At 46.3% G+C, this 15,760-nt stretch carries 14 protein-coding genes and 1 tRNA gene; 2 read left to right on the top strand and 13 right to left on the bottom strand.

The window, feature by feature from the left end; translation table 11 throughout:
- Positions 1-327: 327 nt before the first annotated feature.
- From ABXR35_RS04465 to ABXR35_RS04440, 6 genes are all read right to left on the bottom strand, one after another.
- Entirely contained in the window at positions 328-1,446 is a 1,119-nt protein-coding gene (locus ABXR35_RS04465) for a glycerol dehydrogenase (RefSeq protein WP_367056001.1), read from the bottom strand.
- Between the two features lie 292 nt (positions 1,447-1,738).
- Positions 1,739-1,822 (bottom strand) — tRNA-Leu (locus ABXR35_RS04460).
- 314 nt (positions 1,823-2,136) lie between these two features.
- Positions 2,137-2,883 carry an HAD family hydrolase gene (locus ABXR35_RS04455; RefSeq protein WP_367055998.1) on the bottom strand — a complete coding sequence of 249 codons (747 nt, stop codon included), beginning with the start codon at positions 2,881-2,883 and terminating at the stop codon, positions 2,137-2,139.
- A gap of 138 nt (positions 2,884-3,021) precedes the next feature.
- Positions 3,022-4,059 carry a zinc-dependent alcohol dehydrogenase gene (locus ABXR35_RS04450; RefSeq protein WP_367055995.1) on the bottom strand — a complete coding sequence of 346 codons (1,038 nt, stop codon included), beginning with the start codon at positions 4,057-4,059 and terminating at the stop codon, positions 3,022-3,024.
- Positions 4,060-4,080: 21 nt separating this feature from the next.
- Positions 4,081-5,322, bottom strand: a complete 1,242-nt coding sequence (locus ABXR35_RS04445; RefSeq protein WP_367055992.1) for an aspartate aminotransferase family protein — start codon at positions 5,320-5,322, stop codon at positions 4,081-4,083.
- A 271-nt stretch (positions 5,323-5,593) separates the two neighbouring features.
- On the bottom strand, positions 5,594-6,799 hold the full coding sequence (locus tag ABXR35_RS04440) for an MFS transporter (protein ID WP_367055989.1): 1,206 nt from the start codon (positions 6,797-6,799) through the stop codon (positions 5,594-5,596).
- A gap of 127 nt (positions 6,800-6,926) precedes the next feature.
- Between ABXR35_RS04440 and ABXR35_RS04435 the strand changes: the two genes are divergently transcribed.
- Both ABXR35_RS04435 and ABXR35_RS04430 read left to right on the top strand, forming a co-directional pair.
- Entirely contained in the window at positions 6,927-7,574 is a 648-nt protein-coding gene (locus tag ABXR35_RS04435) for a DUF1349 domain-containing protein (RefSeq protein WP_367055986.1), read from the top strand.
- Positions 7,575-8,179: 605 nt separating this feature from the next.
- Positions 8,180-8,668 carry a YhjD family protein gene (locus ABXR35_RS04430; RefSeq protein ID WP_367055983.1) on the top strand — a complete coding sequence of 163 codons (489 nt, stop codon included), beginning with the start codon at positions 8,180-8,182 and terminating at the stop codon, positions 8,666-8,668.
- Between the two features lie 364 nt (positions 8,669-9,032).
- Here ABXR35_RS04430 and ABXR35_RS04425 read toward each other — a convergent pair whose 3' ends face one another.
- The 7 genes from ABXR35_RS04425 to ABXR35_RS04395 form a co-directional block, all read right to left on the bottom strand.
- The gene (locus tag ABXR35_RS04425) at positions 9,033-9,317 is read right to left on the bottom strand and encodes a hypothetical protein (protein ID WP_367055980.1); all 285 of its coding nucleotides are present in this window, start codon (positions 9,315-9,317) and stop codon (positions 9,033-9,035) included.
- Between the two features lie 248 nt (positions 9,318-9,565).
- Positions 9,566-9,895 (bottom strand): hypothetical protein, encoded by a 330-nt coding sequence (locus ABXR35_RS04420; protein ID WP_367055977.1) that lies wholly within the window; start codon positions 9,893-9,895, stop codon positions 9,566-9,568.
- A 324-nt stretch (positions 9,896-10,219) separates the two neighbouring features.
- Positions 10,220-10,789 carry a xanthine phosphoribosyltransferase gene (locus tag ABXR35_RS04415; RefSeq protein ID WP_367055974.1) on the bottom strand — a complete coding sequence of 190 codons (570 nt, stop codon included), beginning with the start codon at positions 10,787-10,789 and terminating at the stop codon, positions 10,220-10,222.
- A gap of 155 nt (positions 10,790-10,944) precedes the next feature.
- Positions 10,945-12,123, bottom strand: coding sequence for a glycosyltransferase family 4 protein (locus ABXR35_RS04410; RefSeq protein WP_367055971.1), 1,179 nt, complete (start codon positions 12,121-12,123; stop codon positions 10,945-10,947).
- Between the two features lie 173 nt (positions 12,124-12,296).
- On the bottom strand, positions 12,297-13,118 hold the full coding sequence (locus ABXR35_RS04405) for a Cof-type HAD-IIB family hydrolase (protein WP_367055968.1): 822 nt from the start codon (positions 13,116-13,118) through the stop codon (positions 12,297-12,299).
- A 64-nt stretch (positions 13,119-13,182) separates the two neighbouring features.
- A complete protein-coding gene (locus ABXR35_RS04400; RefSeq protein ID WP_367055965.1) occupies positions 13,183-13,932 on the bottom strand; it encodes a pseudouridine synthase in 750 nt (249 codons plus the stop codon).
- 4 nt (positions 13,933-13,936) lie between these two features.
- Positions 13,937-15,679 (bottom strand): RsmB/NOP family class I SAM-dependent RNA methyltransferase, encoded by a 1,743-nt coding sequence (locus tag ABXR35_RS04395; protein WP_367055962.1) that lies wholly within the window; start codon positions 15,677-15,679, stop codon positions 13,937-13,939.
- Between the last annotated feature and the right edge of the window lie 81 nt (positions 15,680-15,760).

Raw genomic sequence — 15,760 nt, 5'->3', positions numbered from 1 at the left:
ATATCACATCAGGGCCAAAAAGAGACGGGTTTTCTTACGGATTTTTGTAAAATTTTAAGTTACATAGGAAGCAATATATATACGTCCCACAATCTTTAACATTATCAGAAAAATCATCAGCTGGGAAGTCCATAAACGATAAACTCTGCCACCAGCAAACAGAACTGAGGCAGAGCTTAGGCAACAAAAAATGAAAGCATTTCTATATACCATTCTGTAGGACGGCATTACCATAATACAAATTGCTCCTGCTGGGAAACAGTGAGGATGAGGACAAGTTCAAACGTGGATCATACTGTTAGAAACAAATCCCGTCCACCTGATCACTTAGTCGCGACCGATCTTACGTTTGTATGCCCGAGAATACTGATCGGCTGCAATAATCGCATCCTTTACATCATCTGCCGTCACGGGGAACGGTAGATTGTGCGAAGTTTCGTCCGGTTTGGTTGCTGCTTCCGCCACACGATACAGATTGTCATCCGACACATTACCGATATGCAGATCTTCCAGCGTTACCGGCAATCCAAGACTAATATAAAAGTCGATATATTTCTCAATCTCGTGAATCGGACGCTGTTCCAGTGCAAGTTGCGTCAATGTACCAAAAGCTACCTTTTCACCATGCGTCATATGGTGAATATCGCCCTCTAGTACTGTAAAGCCGTTATGGATCGCATGCGCGCCAGCCAGACCGCCACTTTCAAAGCCCAGCCCGCTCAGCAGTGTATTTGCTTCAACAACCGATTCTAACGCTGGTGTGACCACCTTGCGCTGTACCGATTCATACGCTAGCAATCCAAAGTCAAATAATGTCTCCTCGCACTTGCGTGCAATCGCTTCAGCTGCCAATGTGGGTAGACCGCCTGCCATCGTATTGGCACGAGCCTCAATCACAGCGCGCACCTCTACCCATGTTGCCAGTGCATCAGCAATTCCTGATGCGAGAAAACGTGGCGGCGCTCCAGCAATAATCGATGTATCCACCAGAATCAAATCTGGATTTTTTTTGTAAAATTTGTAGCTTTCAAATATACCATCATCTGAGTAAATGACTGACAATGCGCTCGTCGGCGCATCGGTAGATGCTGTTGTCGGCACAATAACGGTATATCCACCTAGCTGATCGCTAACCGCTTTCGCTGTATCCAGCGTTTTACCTCCGCCGACACCGATCACGATGGTCGCTTCATTTTGCTTGCCCTGATCACTCAGACGTGTAATCTCATTCGTGGAGGCTTCACCGTTGAAGACCACCTTCACATATCCCACACCAGATTGATCCAGACTTTCCAGCACCTTATTCCCAGCAATATCCCATACAATTTCGTCAGCAATGACCAGTGCCTTGCCGTTATCCAGCGCCTTTACATATTCACCTGTCTTGCCGATCACTCCGCGCCCCTGTACATATTTGCCGGGACTAATAAATACGCGTTCTGTCATTGAAAACATCTCCTTTCAATTATAGAAAATCGTATCGTGCGTGAAGACTACGTGACTGCTTATGTACCTTCCCTTGCCCTTATCACTTATGGCATCGACATTCTCTGGGCGGCTGCATCGTTGTAGCCCTCCCTAGTCTATTCACCATATCTGCCATATGTATAACGCGAACAAGTGGTACAATCTTGTGAAAAAAGGCTCTCATGCTCTTCTTTTGTTTGTCCAATCTGCTTGCTTTCAACAAAAAAAGCTTCTGAATGACGAATGCCATTCAGAAGCTCTTTGCTTGTAATGCGGTCGAGAGGACTCGAACCTCCACGGGGGTAAGCCCACACGGACCTGAACCGTGCGCGTCTGCCAATTCCGCCACGACCGCATATTACTACGTTACCGGTCAATCATAACATTTCCCGGACACAAGAAATAGCATACCATGTTAGTTAGCAACCGTCAATCTTTATTTGGTTTTTTCATTTTGCGCAGCTTCTCGTTATACTTCCTAACTTCTTGATCTGCTCTATGTATAGATTTCATTATTATAGCGAAATCGATCACCTCTACTATCGAAACCGATCACATGATAAACAGGCAGCAGATACGGCATGATCATCATGTTGATCTACCAAATGAATCATCTGCGCATTCTACCACCTGTTATTCATCATTACTAGTTAGGATGATACAGAGCGTTTATTTTGTATTCCTTCTATAGAAGGGGAGCGTCTCACGTAGCTGCCATAGCTGCTGATACCCATGCACCACTGTATTCGCTTCGTCCAGATTCTGAATACCGGAACCCGGATTCTGATGTCCAATACAGCGCATACCTGCGGAACGTGCCGCTCGTACTCCATTTCGCGAATCCTCAATAACCAAACAACGCTCTGGAGCAACACCCAGCATATCAGCAGCGCGCAGGAAAATGTCAGGTGCTGGCTTCCCATTCGCCACTTCCTCACCGCTAATCATATCTTGGAAATAACGGCGTACTTCCAATCGCTCCAAAATAAGTTCAATTAATATTCGCGGCGATGAAGAAGCAACCACCATCGGTATACCTGCTTCATACAGCCAATCCAACCAATTGGTTAACCCTTCAAACGGTACCAACTGTGGATGTTGCTTCATCACTTCCATCACATGCTCTACATGAAAAGCGAGCATCTGCTCTACCGTGCAGTCCAGTCCATGCCGCTGCTGTACCTGCTCAAACATTGAAGCTAGCGTTACGCCGACATACGTATGATGCTCTTCCTCGTCTACCTTGGCTCCAAAATGAACAAATGTACTGTTTTCAATATCGAAGTAGATCGGCTCGCTGTCAATCAATACTCCATCCATGTCAAAAATAACGCCTTCGATCGGATCGGTCAGCCAATCTTTTCCGTCATTGCGATTGGACTGCTGATCTACCGCTGCTGTCTGCTCTGTGGTCATTATGGTTCCCTCCTATACCTAATGGAATAGCTGCTTGCCCATAAGCGGCTGTTTATAGACAAATGTCAGACCACATCACAGTCTGACATCTGTCCTACAAGTATGGCTTTATCCCTTCTTACCAAAGTATACCCCTTATCACGTCGATTGAAGTACCACCTTGATAGCGCCGGAAGCAGTACTCAGCGTACCATCCTTTAGATCACAGCCAAGCATACGAAACGCTTCTTCGTACGATTGAAGTGGATACGTATGTGTAATCAGCTTGCGAGCTGGCACCAATCCATACTCAATCATATAATGTGCCGTGGCAAATGTTCCCAGTGAGTCGATGGAGCCGATAATTTTCAAACTGCGATCCACGACTTCCTTCGGATTGAAGCTGCTTACCCCATCACGCAGCCCCACCAGCATCAGGTAACCGCCATGTGCAAGCTGAGATAGAACTTGCGTACCGATTGCACCCGTTGTATCTACAATCAGGTCCACCTGACGATCATCGGGAGAAGCATGATCCAATGCCGTTTCAAAGGAACTGTATGTAGTCCAGCGTTCCGGTGCAATTGAACGTGCCAATTGCAGTCGCTCTTCGGAAATATCGACAATGCTGCCGATTACGCCTTTGGACGCGAGCGCATAGCTGTACAGCATACCGATCGGTCCTGCACCAAGAATAATCGTACGGAAATTCGGCAGCAGCTTGATCTGATTGATTCCCGTCAACATGCAGCTTAATGGCTCAGTCAAGGTCGCTTCTTCATAACTAACATGATCAGCAAGTTTGTACAGGAAGCGATCCTCGGTCACATAATAATCAGTAAATGTGCCATCGCTACTCACGCCCGTTTCGGTGGTGCTTTTGTGCAGACAATGATTCTGACGACCCGTGCGGCACATGTTGCATTGACCACAATAGTAGGTAGGATCAATGACAACACGATCACCCGGCTGCAAATTTTGCACCAGCGGTCCGATCTCGATCACTTCGCCTGCCGATTCATGACCAAGAATAATAGACGATTTGGCATGATATTTCCCGCTAATAATACCAAGATCTGTTCCACATACCCCAGTGGCATGAATACGGACGATGACATCATGATCGCCTTGAATACGAGGATGTGGACGCTCTTCCAGTGCTACATCCCAAGCTGAACGATAAACAAGTGAAAGCATAATCATTCTCCCTTCTGCGAATCAACCCATTTTTTGAAGTACACGTTCTAAACGACCAACAATGTCTACAATTTCATCTTCGGTAACGGTCAAGGATGGACGCACTTTTACCACATTGCCAAAGCCGTACCGTGATCCGCGCAGGATCAAATTTTCATCACGGAATGCCATATCAATAATGCCATTCGCTTTACGTGAATCTGGCGCTCCGTCAGCATCAACAATTTCTAGTCCCCACATCAGACCGACTCCGCGAGCCTCACCGATTGTATCGGGATACAGCTGTGCGAGTGGCTCTAACAAATGCCCAAGCAATTCACCCTTGGTACGGACACTTTCCAAAAAGCCCGGAGCGGAGACGACTTCCATGGTGGATTTGGCTGCTGTTAACGAGATCATATTGCTGCCGGATGTAAACGAATGCTCATGCTTTTCCAATATATTCAGTCGAGACTTCATCAATACAGCAGCAACCGGAACGCCAATGCCGCCCAGCCCTTTAGCAAGTGTAATAATATCCGGCTGAATATCGAATAACGTGCTGGCATACATATGACCCGTACGACCAATGCCTGTCTGCACCTCGTCGGCGATCAGCACCATACCGTGCTCATCGCATAGCTTGCGCAGCTGTTTAAAATATTCCATCGGCGGAATAATATTGCCGCCATTGCCGAGAATCGGCTCTATGATCATGCAAGCGGTCGAGCCGGAGCCACCAAATTCGAGTTGATCAGACAGGGCTTCAATACACTGCATCGCGCAATGATCGGGATCGCTTTGAAACGGGCAACGATAGCAATAAGGAACCGGCACATGCAGCGAATTCGGTACTGTTGAATTGGGGAATCCTTTACGGCGAAACGCATTGCCGGAGATACCCGTTGCAAACTGGGTTTGCCCATGATGTGAATAATAAAGGCTGACAATATCACGTTCGCCTGTATACTTTTGAGCGATTTTGGTTGCACACTCATTCGCTGTTGAACCGGTAATATCGCGCATCCAGCCTGCATCAATTCCCTCAGGTGCATCCTCTAGCAGCAAGGATAGCACTTCCTCCACATACGGCTCAGTAAAGGAAGAAGACATATGTGTCAGATTGCCCACTTGCTCCTGAATTTTCTCGACTACATAAGGGTGGTTATATCCCAGTGCCAGATTGAACGTACCAGATACCCCATCCAAGTATTCATTTCCTGCATCATCAATCAAACGAATCCCGTTTCCGACTGAAAATCGATGTTCTGTAGTTGTAGACATGTGCAATCCCTCCGCATGGATAAAATGACGATCGTTTCGCAATTCATGTATCGCAAAATAAGTATTACCAATACGTTGTTAAGAGAATAAATTACTTATCGGCATATCGACATTCAATGTGCTGCACTTATTCTATTGGAGGATGATCTGCATCGTACCTATTGCATCTCATCTGTTGTTTCGCAGTATATCGCCAGAGCTTACATCACCTCCTTTTCGTCTACCATTGATCTGATGGCTCTTCCAATCGATGTTGTACGTGTAGCAGCAATTAATATTTGGACTCCATACCAGCACGTACCGTATGATCACTCGTCCGAAGCTGCTGTACGATCACAATACTAACTAGCAAAATTAAGGCAAACAGCGCAAATATCCAGAGTGTCGGTCCGACCGACCAGCGATCCATGCTCCAGCCGATCAAATACTGAAGAACGGAGCCGCCAATCCCACCTGCCGCAATCAATGTGCTGGTCGTCCGCTCCACCATACCGGGCATCAGTGTATTGGCGAATACAAGCGCAATGGAGAACAATCCAGAAATGCAAAACCCGATACCAAAAATCAATACATACATCATGATGGGACTTGTGAATAGCGCCAGCGCAATAATCAGCAGCATCGAAGCAATCGTACTTCCAAGCAAAAATGGTGTATAACTCATTGACTCTGCCATGCGTCCAACGAACAAACGACCAATCGTAATCGCTCCCCAGAAGAAAGTCACACTGAGCGAGGCTGCATAATCGCTAATATGAATGCTCTCAATCAGTATCGAAGGCAAAAAGTTCATCATGCCTAATTCAATGCCCATATAGACAAAGAAAAACAGAACGAAAATGGATAGCAGTCGCAATTGTCCTGCCTGATAACGAGGCTTCGCAGGTGCAGCCGTCTGACCTTGCGCCTCTATCCGGTCCTGATGCAGATGTGCCGAACTGTCCGCAGGCATGGTGAGCCAGAACAGCAGCAACACAAATGTAGCCAGCGCAATCGTATAGAAGGATAACTGCCATACGCCAAGATAAATATACAAACTCGCCAGTGCAGGCAACAGCATGGAACCTACACCGAAATAAACATCTAGCTTCGTCATAGCGACTGCCTTTTGCTCTTCGGCAAATTCAATCGTAAATGCCCCAATCGACGATTCAATAATCCCAGAACCAAAGCCGACGAATACGGTTAAGGCAACCATCCATCCCCATGCTGGCAGTGTTCCCATGATTCCATATGCCAGCGTAATCGCAGCCAAAGCGATCAATAGTAAACGTTTGCGTCCCATTGCTGTCGAGATGGATGGCGAGACAAGCACACCGACGAGAAATCCGACAAACTGCAAGAATAGCAATGTTCCGCCATCACTGTAGCTGCGTTGATAATGTGGCAAAATGACCGGTAGCAATGCACCCAGCATGACACTTGTAATCCCGATCAAAAAGTAAAACGCACAGCTCAATCTGAAAATTCGTTTCATAACATTCCACACCTTCCCATAATTATACTTAAGAACTTGATATTTCCATTAAATTTCCACATAATAAATGAGCCAACAGTCTTGTATTCACACTGTTGTCCAAATTGATGGATTGAGGAGCGATACAATGGCAAACCTAATGGAAAACTTCACACACGAAAAAATGGATGAACGATTACAATGGCATTGTCCACCCGAACAATGGGAAGTTTCATCCGACAAACAAGTGCTTACCTTCAAACCGCTTGCAGAAACCGATTTTTGGCAAAAAACGCATTATGGATTTCGAGTGGACAATGGGCATTTCCTGTTCGCCGAGATACAAGGTGATATGCAGATGACGACGCGTGTTCGTACATATCCGGTACATCAGTACGATCAAGCAGGCTTGATGATCCGCTTCTCCGAACATTGTTGGCTGAAAACATCGGTGGAATTTGAAACCGATGGTCATGCCAAACTGGGCGCGGTTGTCACCAATAACGGCTACTCGGACTGGTCCACCCAAAATTTTGAAGCGGGCTTTACAGAGCTGATGTTCCGCATTACTCGTGTATCCGGCGATTATACAATCGAATATGCCGATCCTGCTGAGAATGCAGCAGAACCGAACTGGCAGCAAATGCGCATTGCCCATTTATACGACGATGTGAATGACCAGACTCCTTTTCAATGCGGTGTTTACGCTTGCAGCCCGCAAGGACATGGATGTCAGGTGGAATTTGAATTTCTACACATTGAAAAATCCGATTCCAACACCGACAAAACCCTTTAATTTAATTTTATGTATATTAATACTTTATATAACATTTATTAACTATAGTTACTTTTATTATCAAGGTCAATGTAAAATAAAACCCATATTTTATGTTCAAAATGACTATTAGATAAGAAATTATCGACATATAATCTAATAATACAGAACCGATTATTAGCGGCTCATTTGCCTCATTTGTAACCGTATACTTATATGCACAGCATATAATAGAGTAGATGATTTTTAGGAGTGATAGTGTAGTATAGGTACGCTATTACTTTTAATATATCATTTGATGTCAGGATAATGAGAGTTGAATAGCGGTATCTCTATACATGCTCATCGTATCGTTATGCGCCTGCAACCAGAAGATATGCACTTCGGGTGACAGGCGCATCTTTTTTATATTGCTTTTTAGGATATGTGTTATTTCATATCATTATACCGATGTAGTATGTAGCAATGGATTTGAGTAAAAATGCCAAAAAACTCAAAAAATTTTACGTTAAAGTTACAATTTATGCTGAATTTTTCATGTATAAAGCTTGCCATAATTACCCATGTTCGCTATAATAAGAACATAAGTTCCTATGAACATTAGTTCCCATAAGGTGGTGACATGAATGGCTGTTTTTTTATCTGAGGAAGAACGTTCGCTGATAAAAAGCTATCTGCTGCTGATTTATATTCAAAAGAAATTTGATCGCGATTTACGAGCATTGCAGGAAAGTAATGCGTTGAGTGATTCCGATCTGTATCTGGAAGTGATCCGAGGCGGGGCGGATCGTACCAACCTACTCCTTTCTGAAGTACGCCGTGATCTGCGCAAGCAGCATCTTCGTTTATATGAAGTAAATCAATCTCAAAACGGGGTGGAAGCGCAGATTTTATGCAAAGGTCATCATGGCACTTTCCAGATCTCGTCTACCGATTTTCATCAGGAAGCATCTGAACGTATGCGTGCCTATCTAGGTCTTGGACCTATTCACGCGGCTGATTCTACACCTTCCCCATCCTATATGACAGAACATCCTGCTGCTCCTTATAATCCAGCTCGCGTACGTGAACCTGCACGCTACACCGGATATACTCCTTATCGTACAGGCACCTAATTGTCCTATATATTCCTGTCCAATCGGTCTGCAACCATAAAGCTTTGTATTATGTATAGCCTATATTGTTTGTTAGCTTGTATAAGCTTTACAGCAGTTTTGAAAGGGATGAAAAGCCTTACGTTCGGCTGGCTGTGCAATTCATCATCGTTTAATAATAGATGTATAGCAGTACCGATATGTTAGATCACCTATATCATACTAAGGCAAGTTCCCAGTAGTTTGACCGCAGACCGTTTCTGTACAGATTATTTTTCATATACCATCAAGACGGAAACCACACACAACAAAAACCCTGTATCCGCAGCTTTATGCAACGGATACAGGGTTTTTGTTCTATTTCGTATGCTGGATTCATGGCTAGTTACTTTGTATGCGGTGTGCTCTGGTCTGAAGCATCCGATTCCCCAGACTCAGCGTCGTCGGTTGGTAGTTCATCCAGTGGGCTACGACGCGGTTCTTTGGACGGCTGGATAATATAGCTGCGGCTCAATTTAACTACATTCCGGTTCGGGCGACGAATAAGCACATGCTCATCGTCCCATGCGATCACAATACCGCGAATATCATTATCTCGAATATCATCGCGCACGACGCGTACCTTTTCACCGGATAATCGGTATTCATTCAATTGCTCTTCACTAATCAAAAGGGGGTCCCTCCTCTTCCCGTTTAGATATACACCTATTCATCACCCTAGGGTGTGGATTGATCATGGTTCCTACTTATTTTACCTAAACCGTGCCTCTTCTGTACATCCGCAATCGGCACTGCTCCATTATACGCCAATCCACGCCGAAAGTATGCGTTCTCTACTGCTCTACGCATGCAAAAAAAGACCTAAATGAACATTCATTTAGGTCTTCAACAGCTTGTGGAGTCATTGCCCTATCATGATTAACGCTGTGCGTGTTCTTTGGAATCGTTCTTTTCGAACCAATAATCCAGCACTTTTGCGGACATCACACGCTCATTCACGTACTCTACCTGATGCTCGGAAAATTGCGTTTCCCAGGCAAAGTCCAGCTCTTTACACAAATTCACAATGGTCAGCAATTCAGACCATGCTACATAACGTTTGTACCAAAAGAACTGAGGATGCTCAATCATATAGGGATACAGGTCGTCAAATTCAGTGTGCTTACAATCCAAAGCACGCTCGAAGTGTACTTTTGCGGCGGCCAGTTTGTTCAGGAAAAACTCTTCAGTGATCGGCTCTTTGCTCATTAGTCTGCCTCCCCTCCCTAACATATCTTTATTATAAGACACTCAGACCCCATTTGGAAAGAGAATATCGCATTTCAGTAAAACCAGCATTCTATTTTCCATATACCTACTTTTTATCCATTCGGTGTAAAATCGTGGGGTTATATTTACACTATCGGTAAAGAATGTCTATATCATAAGATAAACAGGAATAAATGTCATGAATAATTTTCGAGAAATATCCAGCGTTTATGTTACAGGTACACCATGCCTAAGCCGCCGTCCATGTACAAGGCATCACTACCTGTACATCAGTATATACGCACGAAATGACAATCTGGATGATCAACCGAAGGTGATTTTTCCATCCGCCAGCGATGTAATTTGGACGAGGGAATCCAGACGGATGCCCTGCTCGCGAATCATGCTTGCGCCGTTTTGGAATGACTTTTCAATCACGATCCCTACACCAACAAGCGTAGCACCTGAACGTTGGATGATCTTCACCAGTCCGCGAGCTGCATCGCCATTGGCGATAATGTCGTCGATAAACAGAATGCGGTCATTCTCTGTCACGAATTGACGTGAAAGCATAATATCCGTGACAATGCCTTTGGTAAATGAAGGCACACGTTCTACTAGTGCATCGGCATCTGCGAGCAGCGTCTTTTTACGGCGAGCGAATACGAGCGGTACGCCCAGCTCCATTGCTGTCGCAAAAGCGACCGGAATACCGGACGATTCCACTGTAACTACCCGCGTAATCTGCTCGTCACGATACAATTCGGCAAACGCCTTGCCCATCTTAACCATAAGCTGCGGATCAACCTGCTGATTGAGCAGCGCATCCAGTTTGATAACATCACTTGATAATACCGTTGATTCCGCCAAAATTCGTTGTTTTAATTCTTCCATTGTCCGTCCCCCATCGCAGATAATGCACAGGCTAACCACTTCCGTCTCTAGCCTGATCGTGCTTATACTATTTATTATGTGTCTTTCACTTGGGTTTGTCCATGTACCCGACATGGCATAATCAGGAACCAACCTTGTTTATAGGATGGTATCAATCATTCTACTTCCGATGAACCATTTGCCAGATTAGGCATGGGATGAATCGGGTCCTGCGGCAAGTATTCCAGATACAGCTTTTTCAGCTCATTCACGACATGACCGAGCGAATACTGGGTTTTGGCTTTTTCCCAGCCTGTGCGTGCCAGTTCATAGCGATAGGATGGATCATTGATGACCTTTTCCAACGCATCAGCAAGCAGCGCCTCGTTATCTGGCGGTACAAGCAATCCGTTGACGCCATCCTCGATCTGTTCGGAAATTCCGCCCACATCCGTACCGACCAATGCCAGCCAGCATAGCGCAGCCTCCGCGAATACCGAACCAAATGCCTCCGCTCGCGATGGCAGCACAAAAATATCGAAAAACGGCATGAATTCCTCTGGATGCAGCGTATACCCGTAAAAGATTGTATCTTCATACACGCCCAAGCGCTGCGCAAGCTCTTCCAGATCGGTGCGACTCGGTCCATCACCGATAATATGCAGCACATAAGAATGTCCACGCTCCTTGAGAATGGCACATGCTTTTAATAAGACGTCCAGACCTTTTGCGGGAACGAGACGACAGACGCTCATCAGTTGCGGCACTTCATTTTCATGTGGAACCGGCTTGAAGCGCTTGTCGTCAAAGCCGTTGGGCAGCACGACAATATCTTCCGGGCGATCCACATATGGCACCAGATACTCACGAAACGAGCGCGATACTGTCATTAATCGGTCGCTTTTATGTTCCAATTCACGATACAGGGAGGTGAGAAATTCCTGTTCCATGCTGCCTTCCTCGATTTTGCCATTGAGAATCAATTCCCACTCATAACTGGAGTGAATGGTTTGTACGAGCGGCGTGTCTGGAAACACTTCGCGCATAACAAGTCCCACCAATGGATGATGGGAATGAATCAGATCATAGGGCTGCTTGAGCCGCAATTGCGTCCACCAGCGATAATCACGATACGTCTGGATATACTTCTGCACAATCGGGCTTTCGCCATACTTATTCCAGTCAAACGTTTCAAATACAACCTCATCCTTGCCCTTGTTGCGAATCCGCTTCGGCAAAGAAAATAGTTCCATCTCCCAGCGTGCAGAACCAAATCGCTCCTGCAGGTGTGGAATCATGGACGATACGCCCCCCGGTTGTTCAGGAGGAAAAAATAGGGCTTGCAGCAATCTCAAGAATATTCCTCCTTTCCTTATCAGTTCAGGATGTTCACGCATCCTATGCCCCTAGGCTTCTGATGGCTATAATACAAGATTGTATCATGGATTGGCACAGACCAACACAACAAAACCGCTCGAAGATGGAGCGGCTTGTTATCGTGTTTCATTCATGACAGAGTTCAGAACATTCAGACCGATACCCCGAAGTGCTTACTTAGCATTACATAGACACCTTCATCGTTGTTGGAAACGGTCACTTCGTCTGCGGCAGCTTTAACATCTATAGGCGAATTATCAACAGCAATGCCTAGACCAGCATATTGCAGCATGGATAGATCGTTGTAGTAGTTGCCAATTGCCATGATATGCTCCTGTGCAATTCCTCTTTGCTCAGCCAGCGCTTGCAATGCTGTGCCTTTGGACGCATGAACATTCATCAGGTCGATGAAAAACTCGCCGCTACGCTGCATGTTGAATTCCTGTGTCCATAGGTTCCAATCGCGGTGGGTCTGATCCAGCTGCTCTGGTGTGCCAAACACACTCATTTTCAATACAGGCTGCTTCAACTCACTCCAATGTGGCAGCAGCTGTGGCTTCAGACCAAAGCTTTGGAATTTGGCGTACATCTGCTGTGCAGCAGCCTGCATATGTTCGGGTGAATCAACATAAATATCAAAGGCGGTATTGATGTCAAAATGAATCTGATGCTGACGACAATACTGCATGTACGGTTCCAACGCCTGTGCATCCATCGCAAACTGATGGACGATCTCGTGAGTGCCGGTGTGTATCGTTGCCGCACCATTATGCACGATCACATGCCCTTCATGATGCAGATCAAGCTGCTCCATATATGGAATCGAATTGAGCGGCGTACGTCCGGTACAAAAGACGATCTCGGTTCCTTTTGCAGTAATCTGCTGCAATGCAGCAGCCGTGTTGGGCGTAATCTCGTGATCATCATTCAGCAGTGTGCCATCCATATCCAATGCGATCAAACGGTATTGCATCTCTCCAACCCCAATCATCCTATAGTTAGTCTGTATCTGCTTAGTCTCTATCTACTGCGACAGGCTATTCGCCACGTCCTAACAAGGCAAGCTCCTCAACTGTCAATTCACGGTATTGTCCAAGCGATAAGGCAGGGTCCAATTCCAGTGCGCCCATCGATACGCGTTTTAGGTAAATGACCTTTTTGCCAACCGATTCGAACATACGCTTCACCTGATGAAACTTGCCTTCCGCAATCGTTAAGGCAATCTGTGATACGGTGCCTTCCGCGGAAGGCTGCTGTCCGTTAATCTTCAGTTCAGCTGGCATCGTAACATACCCATCGTCCAGCGTTACGCCTTGCTTGAACGTCTGTACGTCCTGTTCATCCACTTCACCGAGCACGTCAGCGATATACGTTTTCGGTACATGCTTACGCGGCGATAGCAGTTCATGCGCCAGCTGACCATCATTGGTCAACAGCAGCAATCCTTCCGTATCCTTATCCAATCGTCCAACCGGAAATGGCTCAAACACACGATATTCATCATCCAGCAGATCGACCACTGTACGATCACGACGATCCTCTGTGGCAGAGATGACTCCCTGTGGCTTGTTCATCATGACATAGATATATTCCCGATACTGCACAATTTCGCCATCAAATTGAATCTGGTCGCCGTACGGGTCTACCTGCAAACCGCTATCTTTGACTATCTTCTCATTCACACTGATGCGTCCCTGTTTGGCGGCGCGCTTCAGCTCACTGCGAGTACCATAACCGAGATTGCCAAGTATTTTATCCAAGCGTTGTCTTTTAACCGAGGTATTCATATCGTCACATCCATCTCCATCCTGCCGGGTATTCATTTTTTAAAATGCCGTCCTGCTGCCATTTGCCCCAGCCTGCGGAATAACCATCAATACAAATAAGCACATACCCACGGGCTTGCATGCCTTCGCTACACTGAATACGCGATTCAGGAATGGACAATGTTTCGCCTTTCAAATACGAGACGGCTTCCGGTGAATGTGAATCCAGATGGAGAACACGGCTTGCTTCAGAGGATGACAATGCTGCTGCGAGCGCGTGTCCGGGCGTAAAACGACCATTTTTGTGCGAGCCGAGATACCATCCGGGACGAATCACTTTGAGTCTCTGCAAGCGGCTTTCATCCAGAGGAGATAGGTACAGATTGCTTCCATAGGCGATGATACGACTGCCTTCCGGTTGTCGGAAGGATGGATGTAATTCGCTGCTGCTGAATTGCTCCCATAGCTGTACACCGTCTGTCATCTCAGGAGCGGAGGATGAATGACCTCGAGCGGCTTTTCCTTTTTTGCCGTTTCCGCTAATGGAGACATGGCGGTTATCTTCGATTCCTCGTTTGCCTTTGCCATAACGTGATTGACTTGGTTCTTCATATCCGCGCTTGCGGCTGTTCTTGTCCTTGCGTTCCTCGCGTTTGTGTTTACCAGAATGTCCGTTGATGGATGATGGTGCATCGGCTTCGCGATGGCGCTTTAGACGGTCATCGTAACATTTGGTCACATCGGCTTGCGAGGATGCAATGGAGAGGGAGTCTGGTGCAGGCGTATGATCCAATACAGCGATATAATGACCTTCCCCTTCCAGATGATGCGGCCATAGACGGACGGTATCAGCAGTTTGTTCCAGCGAAACGCGTGATACAGGTGCATCTTGCGCAGCCATTTCATTTAGTACCGACTGTCCTGCTGCAATCTCCTGCTCTACCATCTCTGCCCAATCGCTGCGACCACTACGGAAATATTCATTATCCACAGGGCGCGTTACGCTGAATTGTGGATGCTGATCTAGGAAGACAGCGATGCTACGCTCATTTTCCTCAGGAGCAAAGGTACAGGTTGAGTACACGATACGTCCGCCCGGAGCGAGCATACGGGCAACGGTTTGCAAAATGTCCTTTTGCATAATCGCACACTTTTCTACGGAATGATTCAGCCATTGACGAGCGGCATCATCGTCCTTTCGGAACATGCCTTCACCAGAGCAAGGAGCATCGACGAGAATTTTATCAAAAAAGCCGATAAATGACTCAGCAATCCGATCTGGCGATTCGTTGAGAATCACGGCATTACGTACACCGTATAGCTCCATATTTTTCGCGAGCGCGCGTGTACGCTCAGCGCTCAAATCGTTGGTAACGAGTAAGCCTTGCCCTTGTAATGCCGCCGCGATCTGAGTCGACTTGCCCCCCGGTGCAGCACATAGATCCAGCACACGGTCGCCCGGCTTCACCTGTAACGCTTCAACCGGACTCATCGCACTCGGTTCTTGAATATAATACAGACCTGCGTAATAATACGGATGCTTGCCGGGACGTGCTTCAGCATTCACATAATAGCCAGTTTCGCACCACGGAATCGGGCGTAGCTCAAAGGGCGACAGTTCCCGAAATTGTTCATTGCTAATCTTTAATGTATTGACACGCAGCCCTGCACGAGGCGACTGCTCGTAGCTACGGATAAAATCTTCAAACTCCGCGCCCAGCAGCTGCTTCATTCGCTGCACAAACGGCGGCGGTAACTGTACAGCCATATTGCGTATGCTCCTTTAAATCGTGTAATGGTATCTTGTCATGGAAACGACTTGCTGCTTACACCATATCTGCTATGCCAC

The sequence above is a fragment of the Paenibacillus sp. JQZ6Y-1 genome (assembly GCF_040719145.1).
In the GTDB taxonomy this organism is placed as follows: Bacteria; Bacillota; Bacilli; order Paenibacillales; family Paenibacillaceae; genus Saccharibacillus; species Saccharibacillus kandeliae.
This window is presented reverse-complemented; position numbering and strand designations above follow the sequence as displayed.

What these genes read in the sequence shown, in the direction of transcription:
- ABXR35_RS04450 (WP_367055995.1), bottom strand. Translation starts at nt 4,059, where the DNA reads ATGCTTTCACTTGTTTATCGTTCAGCTTGGGATGTAGCACTGGAAGAG.
- ABXR35_RS04445 (WP_367055992.1), bottom strand. Translation starts at nt 5,322, where the DNA reads ATGTCTACAACTACAGAACATCGATTTTCAGTCGGAAACGGGATTCGT.
- ABXR35_RS04430 (WP_367055983.1), top strand. Translation starts at nt 8,180, where the DNA reads ATGGCTGTTTTTTTATCTGAGGAAGAACGTTCGCTGATAAAAAGCTAT.
- ABXR35_RS04395 (WP_367055962.1), bottom strand. Translation starts at nt 15,679, where the DNA reads ATGGCTGTACAGTTACCGCCGCCGTTTGTGCAGCGAATGAAGCAGCTG.
- ABXR35_RS04455 (WP_367055998.1), bottom strand. Translation starts at nt 2,883, where the DNA reads ATGACCACAGAGCAGACAGCAGCGGTAGATCAGCAGTCCAATCGCAAT.
- ABXR35_RS04400 (WP_367055965.1), bottom strand. Translation starts at nt 13,932, where the DNA reads ATGAATACCTCGGTTAAAAGACAACGCTTGGATAAAATACTTGGCAAT.
- ABXR35_RS04465 (WP_367056001.1), bottom strand. Translation starts at nt 1,446, where the DNA reads ATGACAGAACGCGTATTTATTAGTCCCGGCAAATATGTACAGGGGCGC.
- ABXR35_RS04435 (WP_367055986.1), top strand. Translation starts at nt 6,927, where the DNA reads ATGGCAAACCTAATGGAAAACTTCACACACGAAAAAATGGATGAACGA.
- ABXR35_RS04415 (WP_367055974.1), bottom strand. Translation starts at nt 10,789, where the DNA reads ATGGAAGAATTAAAACAACGAATTTTGGCGGAATCAACGGTATTATCA.
- ABXR35_RS04420 (WP_367055977.1), bottom strand. Translation starts at nt 9,895, where the DNA reads ATGAGCAAAGAGCCGATCACTGAAGAGTTTTTCCTGAACAAACTGGCC.
- ABXR35_RS04440 (WP_367055989.1), bottom strand. Translation starts at nt 6,799, where the DNA reads ATGAAACGAATTTTCAGATTGAGCTGTGCGTTTTACTTTTTGATCGGG.
- ABXR35_RS04405 (WP_367055968.1), bottom strand. Translation starts at nt 13,118, where the DNA reads ATGCAATACCGTTTGATCGCATTGGATATGGATGGCACACTGCTGAAT.